This is a genomic window from Mucilaginibacter sp. PAMC 26640, assembly GCA_001596135.1.
Lineage (GTDB): Bacteria > Bacteroidota > Bacteroidia > Sphingobacteriales > Sphingobacteriaceae > Mucilaginibacter.
This window is the reverse complement of sequence record CP014773.1, coordinates 5,386,025-5,399,855: the sequence shown is the minus strand read 5'-3', so window position 1 is coordinate 5,399,855 and position 13,831 is coordinate 5,386,025. Positions and strand designations below refer to the sequence as shown.

Sequence of the window (13,831 nt, the reverse complement as noted above, 5' to 3'; positions counted from 1 at the left end):
GGTAACATCGAGGGGTATCAAAAAGCATTTTTTTCAATTGCCCCTGCCTCTTTAACTGCAGGAGTTGTGCCCTTACTCATACACCAGGTGGTCATACATCTCATATTCTGCACATTGGTGGTTTTTATCGGCTCGTATAATTCGCCGTTCAGGTCTCCGGTATATTCCATTAAAATTTGTTCGTTTACCAGGAACCACTCCGTTCCATCGGGTAGCACGTAACGGCTGTTGCCTAATGGGATCACTAAACTTTCAATGCCGATATCTGATGCGAGCCGGGCAAAAAAATAGCCACCAGGTTTCAGTACCCGCCACATGCCCCGCAGCATGGCATCAAAGTGATTACTGTCGTTTGCGAAGTGTAGTACCGCGTTGCAGATCACCAGATCGAAAGCTGCATCTTCAAAAGGCATGTTTTCTGCACTGCAAGTGATAAAATTAGTTGCAGGTTTGCCTGGTGCTAATTCGTTGGCTAGCGCTTGCGCAGCAGCAACGGCATCCGGGTTGGGGTCGATGCCGAATACGTCGAACCCGTTTTGCAGGAAATAGACCAGGTTACGCCCGCCGCCGCAACCCGCATCCAGTACCTTTTTACAATCGTTGAACCGGCCTTTTAGTAACTGGTCGAACAGGTAAATATCTATATGGCCATATAGCTGCTGCAGGTTGTTTTCCATGGGATAAATGTAGGGAAAGATTCGCAACCAGCGTATACTCACCCCCTGCCCCCTCTCGCTACGCAAAGAGAGGGTAGCATAATTCTTCCCCTCTCTACAAAGTAGACAGGGGTGACGAGCGATAGCGATGTCGGGGTGAGTAAACTCATCCCATATTAATTCATCATTATCTGCCATAATATTTATATTATTGTTGCAGATACCCCGTCAACTAAATTACAGCATCTCATACTTTGCCAACAGTAAAACTCACCTTGCTGCTGCTTTGCTTTTGCGTGCTTGGCCATTGGGCCTCGGCACAAAAAAAGAACGCAGCTTACCAATATCATATCAAGCGGGCGCTTACGCCAATTAAAATAGATGGGATAGCAGATGATGCCGAATGGCAGCGCACCGATTCGGCCGCCAGTTTTTATATGGTGTTCCCGATGGATACCAGCTATGCCAAAGTGCGCACCGTGGTGCGGATGAGTTATGATAGCAATAATCTCTATCTGATTGCCATTTGCTACAACGGCCTGCCCGGCCAAAATATGGTGGAATCCCTAAAGCGCGATTTTAGCTTTGTAAAGAACGATAACTTCCTGCTGTTTATGGATCCCTTTGATGCCCGTACCGATGGCTTTAGCTTCGGTGCAAATGCAGCAGGTGCCCAATGGGACGGCACGATGTACGAAGGTGGTAAGGTGGATTTGAGCTGGGATAATAAATGGACGTCCGTGGTTCGCAATTACCCCAACCGCTATGTGTTTGAAGCAGCTATTCCCTTCAAAAGTATTCGTTATAAAAAAGGGATTCGCGAGTGGGGGATCAACTTTAGCCGCAACGACCTGAAGACAACCGAAAAATCCAGCTGGGCACCCGTACCAAGGCAATTTCCTACGGCCTCGCTTGCTTATTCCGGCACACTGGTTTGGGATGAAGAGCCGCCTGTTGCCAGCAGCAATGTCTCCATCATCCCGTATGTGCTGGGTGGTATCACAAAAGACTATCAGAATAAAACGCCAACTGCCTGGCGAAAGGCTATAGGCGGCGATGTAAAGGTGGCCCTCACCTCATCGCTCAATCTGGATTTAACCGTTAATCCCGACTTTTCGCAGGTGGATGTGGATCAGCAGGTGATCAACCTCAACCGTTACGAACTTTTTTTTCCAGAGAAACGGCAGTTCTTTTTAGAGAATGGCGACTTGTTTGCCAACTTCGGTTATGCCGATATCCGCCCTTTCTTTTCACGGAGGATCGGCTTAAATGCACCTATCCGTTTTGGCACGCGGATGACTGGGAAAATAGATAAGAACTGGCGGGTAGGGGTAATGGATGTGCAAACCGGCCAATCGGGCACCAGCAACTTGCCGGGGCAAAATTTTGGTGTGGTTACGCTGCAAAGGCGGGTGTTCTCCAGATCAAACATCGGCATTATGTTTATTAATAAAGATGCAACGGGCAGTGCGCCTAACGCGGGCAATGCAGCACCGGGGTATAACCGAAACATTGGCCTGGAGTATAACCTGGCATCATCCAACAACTTATGGACCGGCAAATTCCTCGGACTAAAATCTTTTTCTCCGGGCCTTACCGGGCACGATTATGTACAGGCGGCAAACCTGCAATACCTCAGTAAATACTGGACGCTGTACCTGCAACAGCAGTATGTTGGCCATAATTATAATGCAGAGGTGGGTTATGTACCGAGGGTAGGGTATAACAAGCTGAGTCCGCTGATCCTGCATAACTTTTTTCCTAAGGCAGGTTCGGTGCTGAGCCATGGTGTACAATTCTCCTCCACTTACTTTTTTGATGAGCAGTATAAACGAACTGATAATGAGAGCATCTTTAGCTATATCATTACTTTTCGCAACCGCAGTGTGCTCACCTTTTCGGGTCTGGATACCTACGTGAAACTGTTAAGGCCGTTTGATCCTACCAACACAGGTAAAGCTTTGTTGCCGTTAGGCTTTAAAAACCATTGGAATACCGGTGATGTACAATTCGCCTCTAAACCGCAAAGCGTGCTGACTTATTTGTTTGAGGCCGCATATGGCGGCTATTATGATGATGGGACAAGGCTGGGCTTAACAGGGCAGATAGGCTATCGCTTTCAGCCTTATGTGAATTTAACAGTGAACCTTACCTATAACGATCTGCACCTGCCACAGCCTTACGGACGCAACAGATTTTGGCTGATTGGCCCCCGGGCTGATGTGACCTTTACCAATAACCTGTACTTTACCACCTTTGTACAGTATAACGAGCAGGCCCGTAATATGAATATCAACACCCGCCTGCAGTGGCGCTACCGACCGGCATCAGATTTCTTTATTGTTTATGGAGATAATGCCATCCCTTCACCGTTTATGGTTAAGAACAGGCAGCTGACTGTAAAGTGGACCTATTGGTGGAATATTTAATGACGAGGTGTTTGATTATCCGTAGAGGCGCAATATTTTGCGTCTCCCGTATGCAGTTAAATTATTTGACGATCCGTAGAGACGCAATATTTTGCATCTCCCGGATGCAGGTAAATTATTCGACGATCCGTAGAGGCGCAATATTTTGCGATTCCCGTATGCAGTTAAATTATTCGACGATCCGTAGAGACGCAATATTTTGCGTCTCCCGTATGCAGGTAAATTATTTGACGATCCGTAGAGACGCAATATTTTGCGTCTCCCGTATGCTTGAATAGACCTATGTAATAGCGTTGAAGTATTGCTAAGTAATAACCAAAAGGGTTTGGGATTAAGCGGTAGATTGAAAATATTATAATAGGGTCGCGCTGAACATTTGGAAAATCACTTTAAATTCTACTCCTCTTTTTTCGGGTTATAATTACCCCTTCTTCGTCCCGCTTACGTTTACAATAATAAAGCTGGAGTGCGGAATACCGAGGGTTGTGCCTGGTTTCACATCAAGGTAAGCTTTAAAGTACCCATCTACAATGCCCTTCATCGCTTTATTATACCGGGCTCTAAACTCTTCGTACAAAAAGGTAACCGACCGGAGGAAGTGCATACTGCCATCGGCATCTATCCTAACCGAAAATGAGTAGTTAAAATCGTCATATGCTTTTTTGATGGTGATATTATATTCGGGCAGCATGTAATCCTGGTTGAGGCCCTCCCGTTTATCATCATCAGCAACGCTGCTGATCTGCTGTAACGTAAGCAATTTTGTTTTGCTGGTTAATACAGCGGGTTGCCGTGCCGAAAAAGCTTTTGAGGTATCTTTATTGGCCTGGTTTACTTTGTTTTGAATGAACAGGGTATCTGCCCGTCGCGGTTTCATTAGCGTCGCAGCATCGGTATGGAGCTTGTTTTTGATATAGTCGTCGGCATACAGTGTCATGAAAACTACCGATTTATCACGCGTAAGTTCCCGGCCTTCAACTTTCATCACCTGGAAAATGATACTGTCGCGGCTCAGCTTACGCAAGCGCAGCCAGGACCAGGCCACATTAAAAAGTGAATCATGATCAAACAGTACCGGTGCATTTACAAACATTTTGCGTTTAGGGTTATAAATATTCACCGAATCATCCGACAGGAAAGAAAGATGCCATTCTGGTTCCAGCTGGTAACCATCGTTATTAAAAGCAACGCCATTTTTAAAGCTGCGGCGGATCTCGGTATACCGGACGCCCTTTACCGGCATGAAGGAGGGCTTAACAGATTCATCGCTTTGGATATTATGATATTCTTTCGATTTTTTGGTACTGCTGTTACAGGCGCTAAAAGCGACTAATAACAACATCACGAAGAGTAAACCGGATGTTTTATAAAGGAGGCAAATGTTATTTTTCATCAGTATGGCGAATATAATACATTGAATTGAAACGGTAACCTGTGTGCATACCTAAATTGAATTCACCCTCATCGTTACTGGTGCCATGCCCGGAAAGGTTTGTAAAACGGATTAAATTAAATTTGTAAATTTTGTTACTTTTGTACCCGCAGCTAAAAGCTGTAGCCGGAACTTTCCTGTAGTGTAACGGTAGCACCTCAGACTCTGACTCTGCTAGTAGTGGTTCGAATCCATTCAGGAAAACAGTGTATTTTATAAGCCTCTATAAATCAGTCTATTTAAGGCTGATTTATAGAACGGTGTCAGATGGGTGTCTATTTATTATCAAATTCTTTCTGTAGGCGCTCCAAAACCTTGTCCTGGCGCTCAATTATTTTCATCAGATGGCTTTGGTTAAGTTCCATAATCTTGATGGCTTTTTTTAAGTTTTCCATCTCTGCATTTAGCGCGTTGATATCGGTCAACAGCTTTTGCTTTGGCGGGTTTTTATCAAGCTTGCCCCCGGTGCCTTTGGCTAGCCACTCAGTGTTTAAATGATATTCCTTTGCAAGTCTTGAAACCAGATCGAAAGGGATCTTTAGCATACCTCGCTCCATTTTGGAAAGCGTGCCCTGGTTTATTTGAAGTATTGCCGCTGCCTTGTTTTGGCTAGGGCTTATGTATTCCTTTCTAAAAGAAACAAATCTGCTAGCGGCCTTTATATCGTATAGCTCTTCCATTATTTTTCTGTGTTATAGGTAAATTTGAACCAAATTGGGTGATCAAACCAATTTACATTCCTGAATTCGTCTTCAAAAAAGACGTCGTTAATATATGCATAGTCTAAAAGTATTTCCAGGTGTTTAACTTGGGCTGCCTTCCGCCTAACCCCAGTATTTCCAATATTGATTCCTAAGCGACCAATTATAGGATTTTGATTCCACCCATATGCGTTTACTCCAATATAGATTCGATCCTTCTTACTGCACCCAATCCCCCATCCTGCATGAATTCCATTTTTAGGCCATAGATTGGTATGTGTTAAGTAGCTATCATGAAGCAAGTGCATTGCCGTATCAGTAATATGGTGTACTAGATTTTGTTTTATCGGGACGGATGCTTTCGCTATCTGGGCCGCTATTTGTTTGTCGGTTGGCATATTAAAAGGTATCTGTAATTGCTAAAGAACTATTCAGGCTATTTTTTAGTTCATCAGTTGTCTTTCCGAAGCCTGTAAGAATAAAATCTAGATAAGTAATTTTGTTATTTAGTTGACCTATCCAATTTTTCATTTTAATAGATTCTTTTTTACCTGATTTTGATTCTATGTCAACTTTGTTTAAAGAAAGATTAATTTCACTAATTCTTTTCATATATCTGTCCTTGGCTGACAGTATGCTATCTATACTCCAAATTACTTCCTCTTTGAAATCATTGGTAGAGAGTTGTACAATTCTCTCTAATTCAATTGTCATACTGGTTAGCTGACCTGAACTGAGATTATTAACATCGATATTTTGATTCGCGGCTACGGTTGAGGTGAAATTTGAGAAAATTGCTCGATACTTGTTATCCCTAAGATCTATTTTCAAATTCATCATTAACTTTATTTTTGAAAACTCATTCATCCCATTGATGCCAGATGGTAAATAATTTTCTACTTTAATAATCATCGTTCCGTTTTCTTTATCCTGTATCTCAATTTTTTTATAAAATTGGGTCGATAAAGAGCTGGCCCATAATTGAGCATTACTCCATAGTGAGTTTTTATCTTTTTTAACCTCTTTGATTAATTCAGTTTTCGCCCCTATTGTCTCTGAGTAATCATTCGTTTGAGCTAATACAATTTTTGATATCGCAATTGCGAAGATTGTTAATAATTGTTTTTTCATTTGAAATTCTATTTTTCTATTACGTTCTTTTGTCTATCCACCCGGTAATTAGCCATATATTTTTTATTTCTGATTTAGGCATATCCATATCGTCATAGTTTGGGTTTTCGCTTTTAAAAAGTAAAAATTCTTTATCGATATGTTTCCTAATATATTTAAGATACCGAGACCCGTCCCTGCAAGTAATTCCGTATATCTGGCCGAATTCTAAATAAGCGCCCCAATTATCCCGCTTAACACCGAAAAGTATACTACCGGATTTGATGCGCGGCTCCATGCTATCACCATATGCTCTGAATGCAACGCTTCCTGAGAACTCAGGCACGTCCATATAATACTCAGGATATATAGTTTCATCGGCGTAATATAATTCCGCGTTGCCGGCTATAAAATCAGCATTGTAAAAAGGTATTAGTGCATCTTTTTTCTTATGGTTCTTAATGGTCATGATCGATTGGTCATCGTTGATTAACATATTCCCATTTCCGCTTAGTAGCCATTCGGTATTTAAATCGGAAAACGCTAATTTGATTTTATCGATAGATGTTCTTCTAATATTAAAACCGGTTTTGCTCACAAATCCATTTCCTAAATCTGCCTTTAACTCAAAAGTCTTAGCATCAATACCGATATGCTTTATATAATCCAATATTCTCTCTTTTACAGTATTTGACATCTTTTTAAATTAATTCGTTTGATTATCAGCATGTTATAATATTTGATAGAAATATCTCTAATATTCTATTGATAATAGAATTATATCTATTACATTTGTATTGTTCAACAGCAACAAAGATAAACATAAACAATAATCAAGCATATAGCAAATAAGTACTACCATGAATCTACTACCAAAAACTTATGGCATTCCTAACATTGACTTTGATATATCAATTCTGACTCCCAGGGAGTTGGAAATTATCCAATGGTCAAATCTACAACAAAACCATATTGGCTATGAACTGGGCATCAGCTACAATACAGTTGTTACTCATATAGGCAATATAAAAAATAAGACCGGCCTTACCTATGGCAATATGGCTTATTTCCTAGGCACCAGAAACGGTCAAATATTAAATTAAAACAATATGGAAATATTAACACCACAACGCGGCACATCATGGCCAAGCCTTATCGGAGACATTGAATTGATCGGGAAAGAGCATGCAAGGCCATTTCCACTAGATAAGGAAACATCTATCAGGCCAGCAATAAGCACACATGTTAAAAAGAATCACCCCGATAGAGTATACGTAGCCAAAAAGGAAGAACGAAAAGGGGTATTGGCTATATGGGTTTATAGAGAATCATAAAACACTGCCAACAATGACAAATTTAGTAACAATCCAGAACAACCAAACAGTTACCACGTCAAAGCTGGTAGCACAGGCTTTTGATAAGCAACACTACCATGTTTTACGCGACATTGAAGCCCTTGAATGCAGCGCATCTTTTCGGGAATCCAATTTTGGATTTATATTGAGTTTCAGTGACTTAGGTCACGGACGTAAACGTGAAGACAAGAGCTATTCAATCACCCGCGACGGCTTTGTTTTCCTAGCAATGGGCTACACCGGTAAGCGTGCTGCCGAGTTTAAAGAGGCTTATATCAAAGCCTTCAATGAAATGGAAAACACTCTACGCGCTGTGCCAGAAAACAAATACACTATTGAGGATTTAATAATTGCCCAGGCCCAATCTATAAAAGAACTTAAAAGCGAAGTTCGGTCATTATCCGAAGCTGTTTATTCGTCACCTGTCAAGGCTCAAAAAAGCTTGCCAGCACGTACTGGCGCCGAAGACATGTATACAGTATCACAATACATTGGTGGCAGGAACTTCTCAATGAGGCAACATGTGCTGATCGGAATACAAGCAAAGAAATATTCTTTGGCAAATAGCTTGACTGTAAATATCCACGTACGTGGCAACTATTACAGATCTGAAGCTATTGAATTCGGAATTAAAGAAATAACAGGTTTAACTCGCAAATTTTAAAATTAAAGCATAACCATGAGAACTCCATTCAACCCATCATTAGCAGCAGCAGTTCAAGCATCTATAGAGCGGACTATGGCCACTGCAAACACATCAACTGATGTGAAGCCTTATGTCTCTAAACAACAACCGGTACGCAAGTTAAATACAGATGCCTTTGCTGCATCATTAGAGCGTGGAGCTGCACTGGCAAACAATTACACCTACCAACCGGGCGCTCAGTGTATCTATAATGTGAAGGAGGTTGCAGCATGAGCTTAGATAGGTTGAATAAAATTCATGACAACTGCATTCGCAACATGGAGATATGCAAGCGCACTGATACGGTTAGATTCTGGAGGCTAGCTGTTCTTGATTGCCAGATTTTAGACGCAATATTCAAAATTAGATTCAATTAATATGCAAGGATTTACAGTAATGGAAACAGAAGCGCTTCAGAACTTTATTAGCCGGGTTGAAAAACTCGATAACTCTGTTGCGGGAAGCTTATTAAACTTAGAAAAGACAATGATGGATGCGATCTCTAAGCTTTCAGATACTAAAAACAAATATTTGTCTGTGCATGAAGTTACACAATTTACCGGATTCGGTAAAAAGTGGGTACAAGACCACAAACAGGATATCGGTTTTTCTACTGTGGGCGGTTGTCTTCGGTTTAAGCGGGAAGATGTGGAATCCTTCATGTCACAAAATTATTTCAAATCAAAAAGCAAAAAATCAGCATGATAATCACACACGAAACCACCATCGAAGAGTACGAAGCTTTTTTGGCTACTAATCCATCAATGTCAATATTACGCCGTGCTATGCGGTCAACTGTTAAGTTTTTTCATGAGGCGGCTGATCGGTTTAAGAATGCATGCAGTTCAATTAAAAAAGCATGCAATTCAATAATTGCTTTTGCTAAGAAAATATACAAAACGTGCCTAGCCATAATATCGGTAGAAGAAGAGAAAAAACCATACCAGCCATGGTCGCACCCAATGTACCTATATGAACAGGTCGAAGACGAGATGGGCATGGAGCATCTGCATGCTGAGGCGCTTGAATTATTAATTAAAAACTAAACAATCAATTATAAATATTATGGAACTTAAAAAAGCTAGTAGGAAGCAGGTAAAGCTGCGCCTTAACATATCTGCACCAAGTGGTGCCGGTAAGACATATTCTGCACTTTTAATGGCTAAGGGCCTAGTTGGGTCATGGGACAAAGTTGCAGTGATCGACACTGAGAATGAGAGCGCATCGCTATACTCAAACCTAGGTGAATTCAATGTCATCAACTTACGGGAGTACTCACCGGAAGACTACATCAAAGCAATCAATATTTGTGTGGATGCCGGGATAGAAGCTATCATATTAGACAGCACTACCCATGAATGGAATTACCTGATTGAAGCGAATGAGATTCTTGCACAGGCTAAATTCAGGGGTAATACATGGAGTGCCTGGTCACAAACAACTCCGCGTCACGACAAATTTATTCAAGCTGTTTTACAATGCCCGGCACACGTTATTACATGTACCCGCTCAAAGACTGAAACGGTTATGGGTGAAGATAAAAAGGTAAAGAAAGTCGGCATGAAGGATGTTCAGCGCGAGGGCTGGGAATATGAGCTTACTGTGTCTTTAAACATTGAGCGCGATACACACATGGCAATACCTTCAAAAGATCGTACCAATTTATTTGAAGGTAAAAACCCTTTTATGATAACCGAAGCTACCGGCCGTGCAATTAAAGATTGGTGTGAAAGCGGATTAGCTGATAAGGCTGGTGATGTTAAGTTACGAGAAGCAACTACCGTTACCGAGCTTGCGAATGTATTCAAGGGCCTTTCAAGAGCCGAGCAGGAAAAATTTGTATCTGTTAAAGATGAAATGAAAGCCAAACTTTCCCCACCTGTACTTAAAACCGTTGCTGCCTAATGGGTGCTACAAAAGACCTCTTCTTGCAGATCCGGCAGGAAGAGGTTAACCGGAACGACCGGGCAGAGGATCGAGAGTTTATCAATAACCATTTTACAAAACCAATCAAGAAAAATGCTACTACCAACATTCAAGATCAGAGCAAGCGCGGCTAGTGAGATACTGGCTGGCTCAATTGGGTTAAGTGATGCACAGGCGGCTAAACGTGCTGAGCTTTCAGATCGTAAGGCTAACGCTGCGTGCGGGGCCGCCAAACCATTAACTCCGAACATGGAGGCCGAACTTTACAGCCTCAATTACAAATTCAACAACCCCGAACTACCAACCGGCGCCAAAACTTATTGTGAAAAATGGCTTAAAGAGAAGCTGTACGACCGCCGTAAAAACTTTGCTAACAAGTACCTGGAAAAAGGTATTTCATGCGAGGAAGAGTCTATTAAATACGCTGCGGACTCATTGGGATGGGGTGATGTATCAAAGAACGAAGAGTGGTTTAGTAACGAGTGGATGGAAGGTACTCCGGATATTATAGCATTCTGGGATAACGCGCCAACAGTCATCGACATGAAAAACGTTTGGGATTGCTTTACGCTGCCACTGTTTGACGACGTGATACCGACACCGGCCTACGAAACACAACTGCAGGTTTATATGCACTTGGTTACAGAAGAATACGGAATTGAGTTTAATAATGCTATCCTTACATACGCGCTGATGGATGCCCCATTAAATGTTATGGAAAAGGAGATGCGCTCATTGTCATGGGAGCAGGGGCAGCGGGGCTTAATTACTGATGAGATCCGCCAAAAGGTCCACAAAGAAATGACTTATTCAGATCTGCCGGCCGAACTTCGGTTAAAAACCTTCACCGTTAACCGTGATCCTTCAGTTATTGATGAGCTGAAAATAAGGGTTGATATGTGCCGGGTTTATATTAAAAAGCTGCTAGAGGCTAAGAGAGAAATATTAATAGCAGCCTAACTATGCTACTCACCACCTACGAAATTATCCCGATTGATGGCGGGGAAGAAGTCACCATCACTACAGTTGAAATAATTTAAAAAAAACCAATACAAATTTAAAAATGGGACAAATGATTAAATGCTTCTACTTAGGAGCATATTTAGAGGTTGCATCTGACGACTTTCAAGAGAAAAAGGTAGAAGATAATTTCTACGACGAAGTATCTAATGAACACTTTATTCAGCCTTACCAGGGGCTAGAAGATTTAAACATACTTATACCTTCGGTAGATGACTATAAATCTACTAAAGACCTAGAGGGCGAATTTACATTATGCGAGTCAGATTTAAACTTGTCAGATCTAGCTCAAAAGTTTAAGGATGGGTATGTAGATCAAATATCTATTGTTGAAAAATACTTCCCTTACAGCGTTACTATTAAAACAGGTTTAGTATGCTATTGGGACGAGATAGCCTAATCAAGTAAATAATTTAACCCACCCGCTTACCGGGCATAACCGCCGAAAGGCATAACAAAAACAGAAATGAGCACAGAGAAAAAATTATCAGGCAGTATTGCCTTAACAAAAATGCTCCACGTAATGATGGACAAAAAGGGCTCAAATGGTAACCTTGTGAGAGGCATCTTCATTCCACTGGAGGCTAACATGCTGACCGAAAAAGACAAAGCTGTTTACGTTGGGCTTAATGTGGTAATTCGCGACGAGCAGGATCAATACGGTCAAAACGGATTCATTGCCAAAACGACCGACAGCAAGATTTGGAAAACGCTTGATGATGCCGGCAAAGAAACTGCTAAAAAGTTATCACCAATATTAGGCAACCTGAAAGACTTTACAGGCGGTGGTAATGATGCAAGCGGCGCTGCGAGTGCTACGGTAGTTAGCGATGAGGATGATTTGCCTTTTAATTAAGGGTTTTTTGTAATCCCGTCGAAATAAAAACAAAAGTAACCCAACCTCATGCAGAAATGCATGGGGATTTGGTGGTATAAATCAATCAATATTATGAAAAAGTGTTTTAAATGTGAGGTGATTAAGCCGTTAACAGATTTCTACAAGCATAAAAAGATGGCTGATGGGCATCTTAATAAATGCAAGAAATGCACTAAGAAAGATGTTGATATAAGGGAGAAGGACCTCAGGGCTAATAATCCGGAATGGGTTAAGTTGGAAAAAACAAGGGCTATTGAAAAATATCATCGCCTCGGATATAAGGATATTCACAAGCCTCTATCAGAAGATAAAAAACAGGCTATGTCTCGCTACAAGGATAAGTATCCTGAAAAAAAGGCTGCCACAATACTATCGCAGCGCGTACCATGCACCAAAGGAAATGAGAGGCACCACTGGTGTTATTCATTTCAGTTTGCCAGAGACATAATTGAATTATCGGTGGCTGACCATGCTTTTCTGCATCGCCACATAGTTTACGATCAGGATTATTTCATGTACCGCAGATTTGATACCATGGAGTTGTTGTATACAAAAGAAAAACACCTGGAGTATTTCAACGAGATAAAGAATAAAGAAAGCCTAAAAGTAGCTTAGGTTATTCCAGGAAGAATAAATTAAGTAATCATGAACCAACTATCCACCCCAATAACCACCGACAATGCTCCGCGCATTCCGTTCAATACCCTTCAATTTGGGGATAGGTTTAAGCATAGCCTTACCGGTAATATTCACCAGGTGTTCTTTGTGCCGTTGGATAGTGCATATTTCACCATTCGCAGGGCTGACGGATGGCTGGTGACTTGTGAGCGTGGTGGGTTTGCTTGGGATAAGGGAGTGATAAAGGTATAGATATGCCAATTGGATACCCACAACCTCGCTAAGAAATTAGCGGGGATTTGGCGGTATAAAAATAAAACCCCATCATGGCCAACGCACAACTATCACCAACGCCTAAAACCCTTACCAATAAACAAAAAGCATTCATCATTGAGCAGTTTGTTTCTGGTACATCAATCAGGGAATTATCAAACATGAACGGCATGTCATTCGATGAAATGAAGGATATCTGCATGATGTGGTACGCAAAAGGCGATAAGTCGGTTACCATACCTTCAACCGCGGTTAATTCTGATCGCAGACAGTTTATAACGGCATACGCTGAGAAGCTAAGCCAGCAGCAGATGGCAGATGCCCTGGGTATTGCTACCGATACTGTCCGCCGGTGGTCGATGGGGTTAAATATAACTACTAAAAAACGAGTATATAATAATCCGGTACCATTCCATTATCTCAAGGTATCAATCATACTCAACCAGGAAACTGGGATCTATTACTTCAGCGCAACCGAGGCCGCCGACACAATGGGAAAGGCAGATTATTGGCTAAATAACCGGATCAAAAAGATGATCGCTAAAAATAATACTGAGTTTATTTACTGCGGTCGCTATAAGGAATAAAAAAATTTACCAACAATCAATTCCCATAGGAATAAAAACAATAATTATTCGTATACTTGTAAGTCGGTCGGTAACCGGTATATACCTTACTAGTATATATAAAAAAATTCAAACAATACCTCCTGTAAGTGTCTTAGAGCAAACTTGCTCACTTGGATACCG

General features: G+C 41.4%; 19 protein-coding genes and 1 tRNA gene. 14 read left to right on the top strand and 6 right to left on the bottom strand.

Annotated elements, in window-relative coordinates; genetic code table 11:
* Window positions 1-17: 17 nt before the first annotated feature.
* Entirely contained in the window at window positions 18-677 is a 660-nt protein-coding gene (locus tag A0256_23465; protein AMR34198.1) for a methyltransferase type 11, read from the bottom strand.
* Between the two features lie 233 nt (window positions 678-910).
* Between A0256_23465 and A0256_23460 the strand changes: the two genes are divergently transcribed.
* On the top strand, window positions 911-3,085 hold the full coding sequence (locus A0256_23460; protein ID AMR34197.1) for a hydrolase: 2,175 nt from the start codon (window positions 911-913) through the stop codon (window positions 3,083-3,085).
* A gap of 421 nt (window positions 3,086-3,506) precedes the next feature.
* On the opposite strand, the gene A0256_23455 is transcribed toward A0256_23460, so the two are convergent.
* Complete coding sequence (locus A0256_23455; protein ID AMR34196.1) at window positions 3,507-4,427, bottom strand: hypothetical protein; 921 nt, start codon at window positions 4,425-4,427, stop codon at window positions 3,507-3,509.
* A 223-nt stretch (window positions 4,428-4,650) separates the two neighbouring features.
* Between A0256_23455 and A0256_23450 the strand changes: the two genes are divergently transcribed.
* Window positions 4,651-4,721, top strand: a tRNA-Gln gene (locus A0256_23450).
* A 71-nt stretch (window positions 4,722-4,792) separates the two neighbouring features.
* Here A0256_23450 and A0256_23445 read toward each other — a convergent pair.
* The 4 genes from A0256_23445 to A0256_23430 are packed head-to-tail and all read right to left on the bottom strand — an operon-like array spanning window position 4,793 to window position 7,025.
* Window positions 4,793-5,197, bottom strand: coding sequence for a hypothetical protein (locus A0256_23445; protein AMR34195.1), 405 nt, complete (start codon window positions 5,195-5,197; stop codon window positions 4,793-4,795).
* Window positions 5,197-5,616 (bottom strand): hypothetical protein, encoded by a 420-nt coding sequence (locus tag A0256_23440; protein AMR34194.1) that lies wholly within the window; start codon window positions 5,614-5,616, stop codon window positions 5,197-5,199. The genes A0256_23445 and A0256_23440 overlap by 1 nt, the downstream gene beginning before the upstream one ends.
* Window position 5,617: 1 nt before the next feature.
* A complete protein-coding gene (locus A0256_23435) occupies window positions 5,618-6,349 on the bottom strand; it encodes a hypothetical protein (GenBank protein ID AMR34193.1) in 732 nt (243 codons plus the stop codon).
* A gap of 19 nt (window positions 6,350-6,368) precedes the next feature.
* Entirely contained in the window at window positions 6,369-7,025 is a 657-nt protein-coding gene (locus A0256_23430; protein ID AMR34192.1) for a hypothetical protein, read from the bottom strand.
* Window positions 7,026-7,437: 412 nt separating this feature from the next.
* On the opposite strand from A0256_23430, the gene A0256_23425 reads away from it, so the two are divergent.
* From A0256_23425 to A0256_23370, 12 genes are all read left to right on the top strand, one after another.
* On the top strand, window positions 7,438-7,662 hold the full coding sequence (locus A0256_23425) for a hypothetical protein (GenBank protein ID AMR34191.1): 225 nt from the start codon (window positions 7,438-7,440) through the stop codon (window positions 7,660-7,662).
* 13 nt (window positions 7,663-7,675) lie between these two features.
* On the top strand, window positions 7,676-8,347 hold the full coding sequence (locus tag A0256_23420; protein ID AMR34190.1) for a hypothetical protein: 672 nt from the start codon (window positions 7,676-7,678) through the stop codon (window positions 8,345-8,347).
* A 75-nt stretch (window positions 8,348-8,422) separates the two neighbouring features.
* On the top strand, window positions 8,423-8,602 hold the full coding sequence (locus A0256_23415) for a hypothetical protein (protein AMR34189.1): 180 nt from the start codon (window positions 8,423-8,425) through the stop codon (window positions 8,600-8,602).
* 162 nt (window positions 8,603-8,764) lie between these two features.
* Window positions 8,765-9,073, top strand: a complete 309-nt coding sequence (locus A0256_23410; protein ID AMR34188.1) for a hypothetical protein — start codon at window positions 8,765-8,767, stop codon at window positions 9,071-9,073.
* Complete coding sequence (locus A0256_23405) at window positions 9,070-9,414, top strand: hypothetical protein (GenBank protein AMR34187.1); 345 nt, start codon at window positions 9,070-9,072, stop codon at window positions 9,412-9,414. The genes A0256_23410 and A0256_23405 overlap by 4 nt, the downstream gene beginning before the upstream one ends.
* A gap of 19 nt (window positions 9,415-9,433) precedes the next feature.
* A complete protein-coding gene (locus A0256_23400; GenBank protein ID AMR34186.1) occupies window positions 9,434-10,273 on the top strand; it encodes a hypothetical protein in 840 nt (279 codons plus the stop codon).
* Between the two features lie 270 nt (window positions 10,274-10,543).
* The gene (locus A0256_23395) at window positions 10,544-11,254 is read left to right on the top strand and encodes a hypothetical protein (GenBank protein ID AMR34185.1); all 711 of its coding nucleotides are present in this window, start codon (window positions 10,544-10,546) and stop codon (window positions 11,252-11,254) included.
* Window positions 11,255-11,357: 103 nt separating this feature from the next.
* Window positions 11,358-11,714 (top strand): hypothetical protein, encoded by a 357-nt coding sequence (locus tag A0256_23390; GenBank protein AMR34184.1) that lies wholly within the window; start codon window positions 11,358-11,360, stop codon window positions 11,712-11,714.
* A 66-nt stretch (window positions 11,715-11,780) separates the two neighbouring features.
* Window positions 11,781-12,170 carry a hypothetical protein gene (locus A0256_23385; GenBank protein ID AMR34183.1) on the top strand — a complete coding sequence of 130 codons (390 nt, stop codon included), beginning with the start codon at window positions 11,781-11,783 and terminating at the stop codon, window positions 12,168-12,170.
* Between the two features lie 93 nt (window positions 12,171-12,263).
* Window positions 12,264-12,806: a hypothetical protein gene (locus A0256_23380; protein AMR34182.1), complete on the top strand. Its 543-nt coding sequence runs from the start codon at window positions 12,264-12,266 to the stop codon at window positions 12,804-12,806.
* A 30-nt stretch (window positions 12,807-12,836) separates the two neighbouring features.
* Window positions 12,837-13,061 carry a hypothetical protein gene (locus A0256_23375; GenBank protein ID AMR34181.1) on the top strand — a complete coding sequence of 75 codons (225 nt, stop codon included), beginning with the start codon at window positions 12,837-12,839 and terminating at the stop codon, window positions 13,059-13,061.
* A 74-nt stretch (window positions 13,062-13,135) separates the two neighbouring features.
* A complete protein-coding gene (locus A0256_23370) occupies window positions 13,136-13,669 on the top strand; it encodes a hypothetical protein (GenBank protein AMR34180.1) in 534 nt (177 codons plus the stop codon).
* Window positions 13,670-13,831 lie beyond the last annotated feature (162 nt).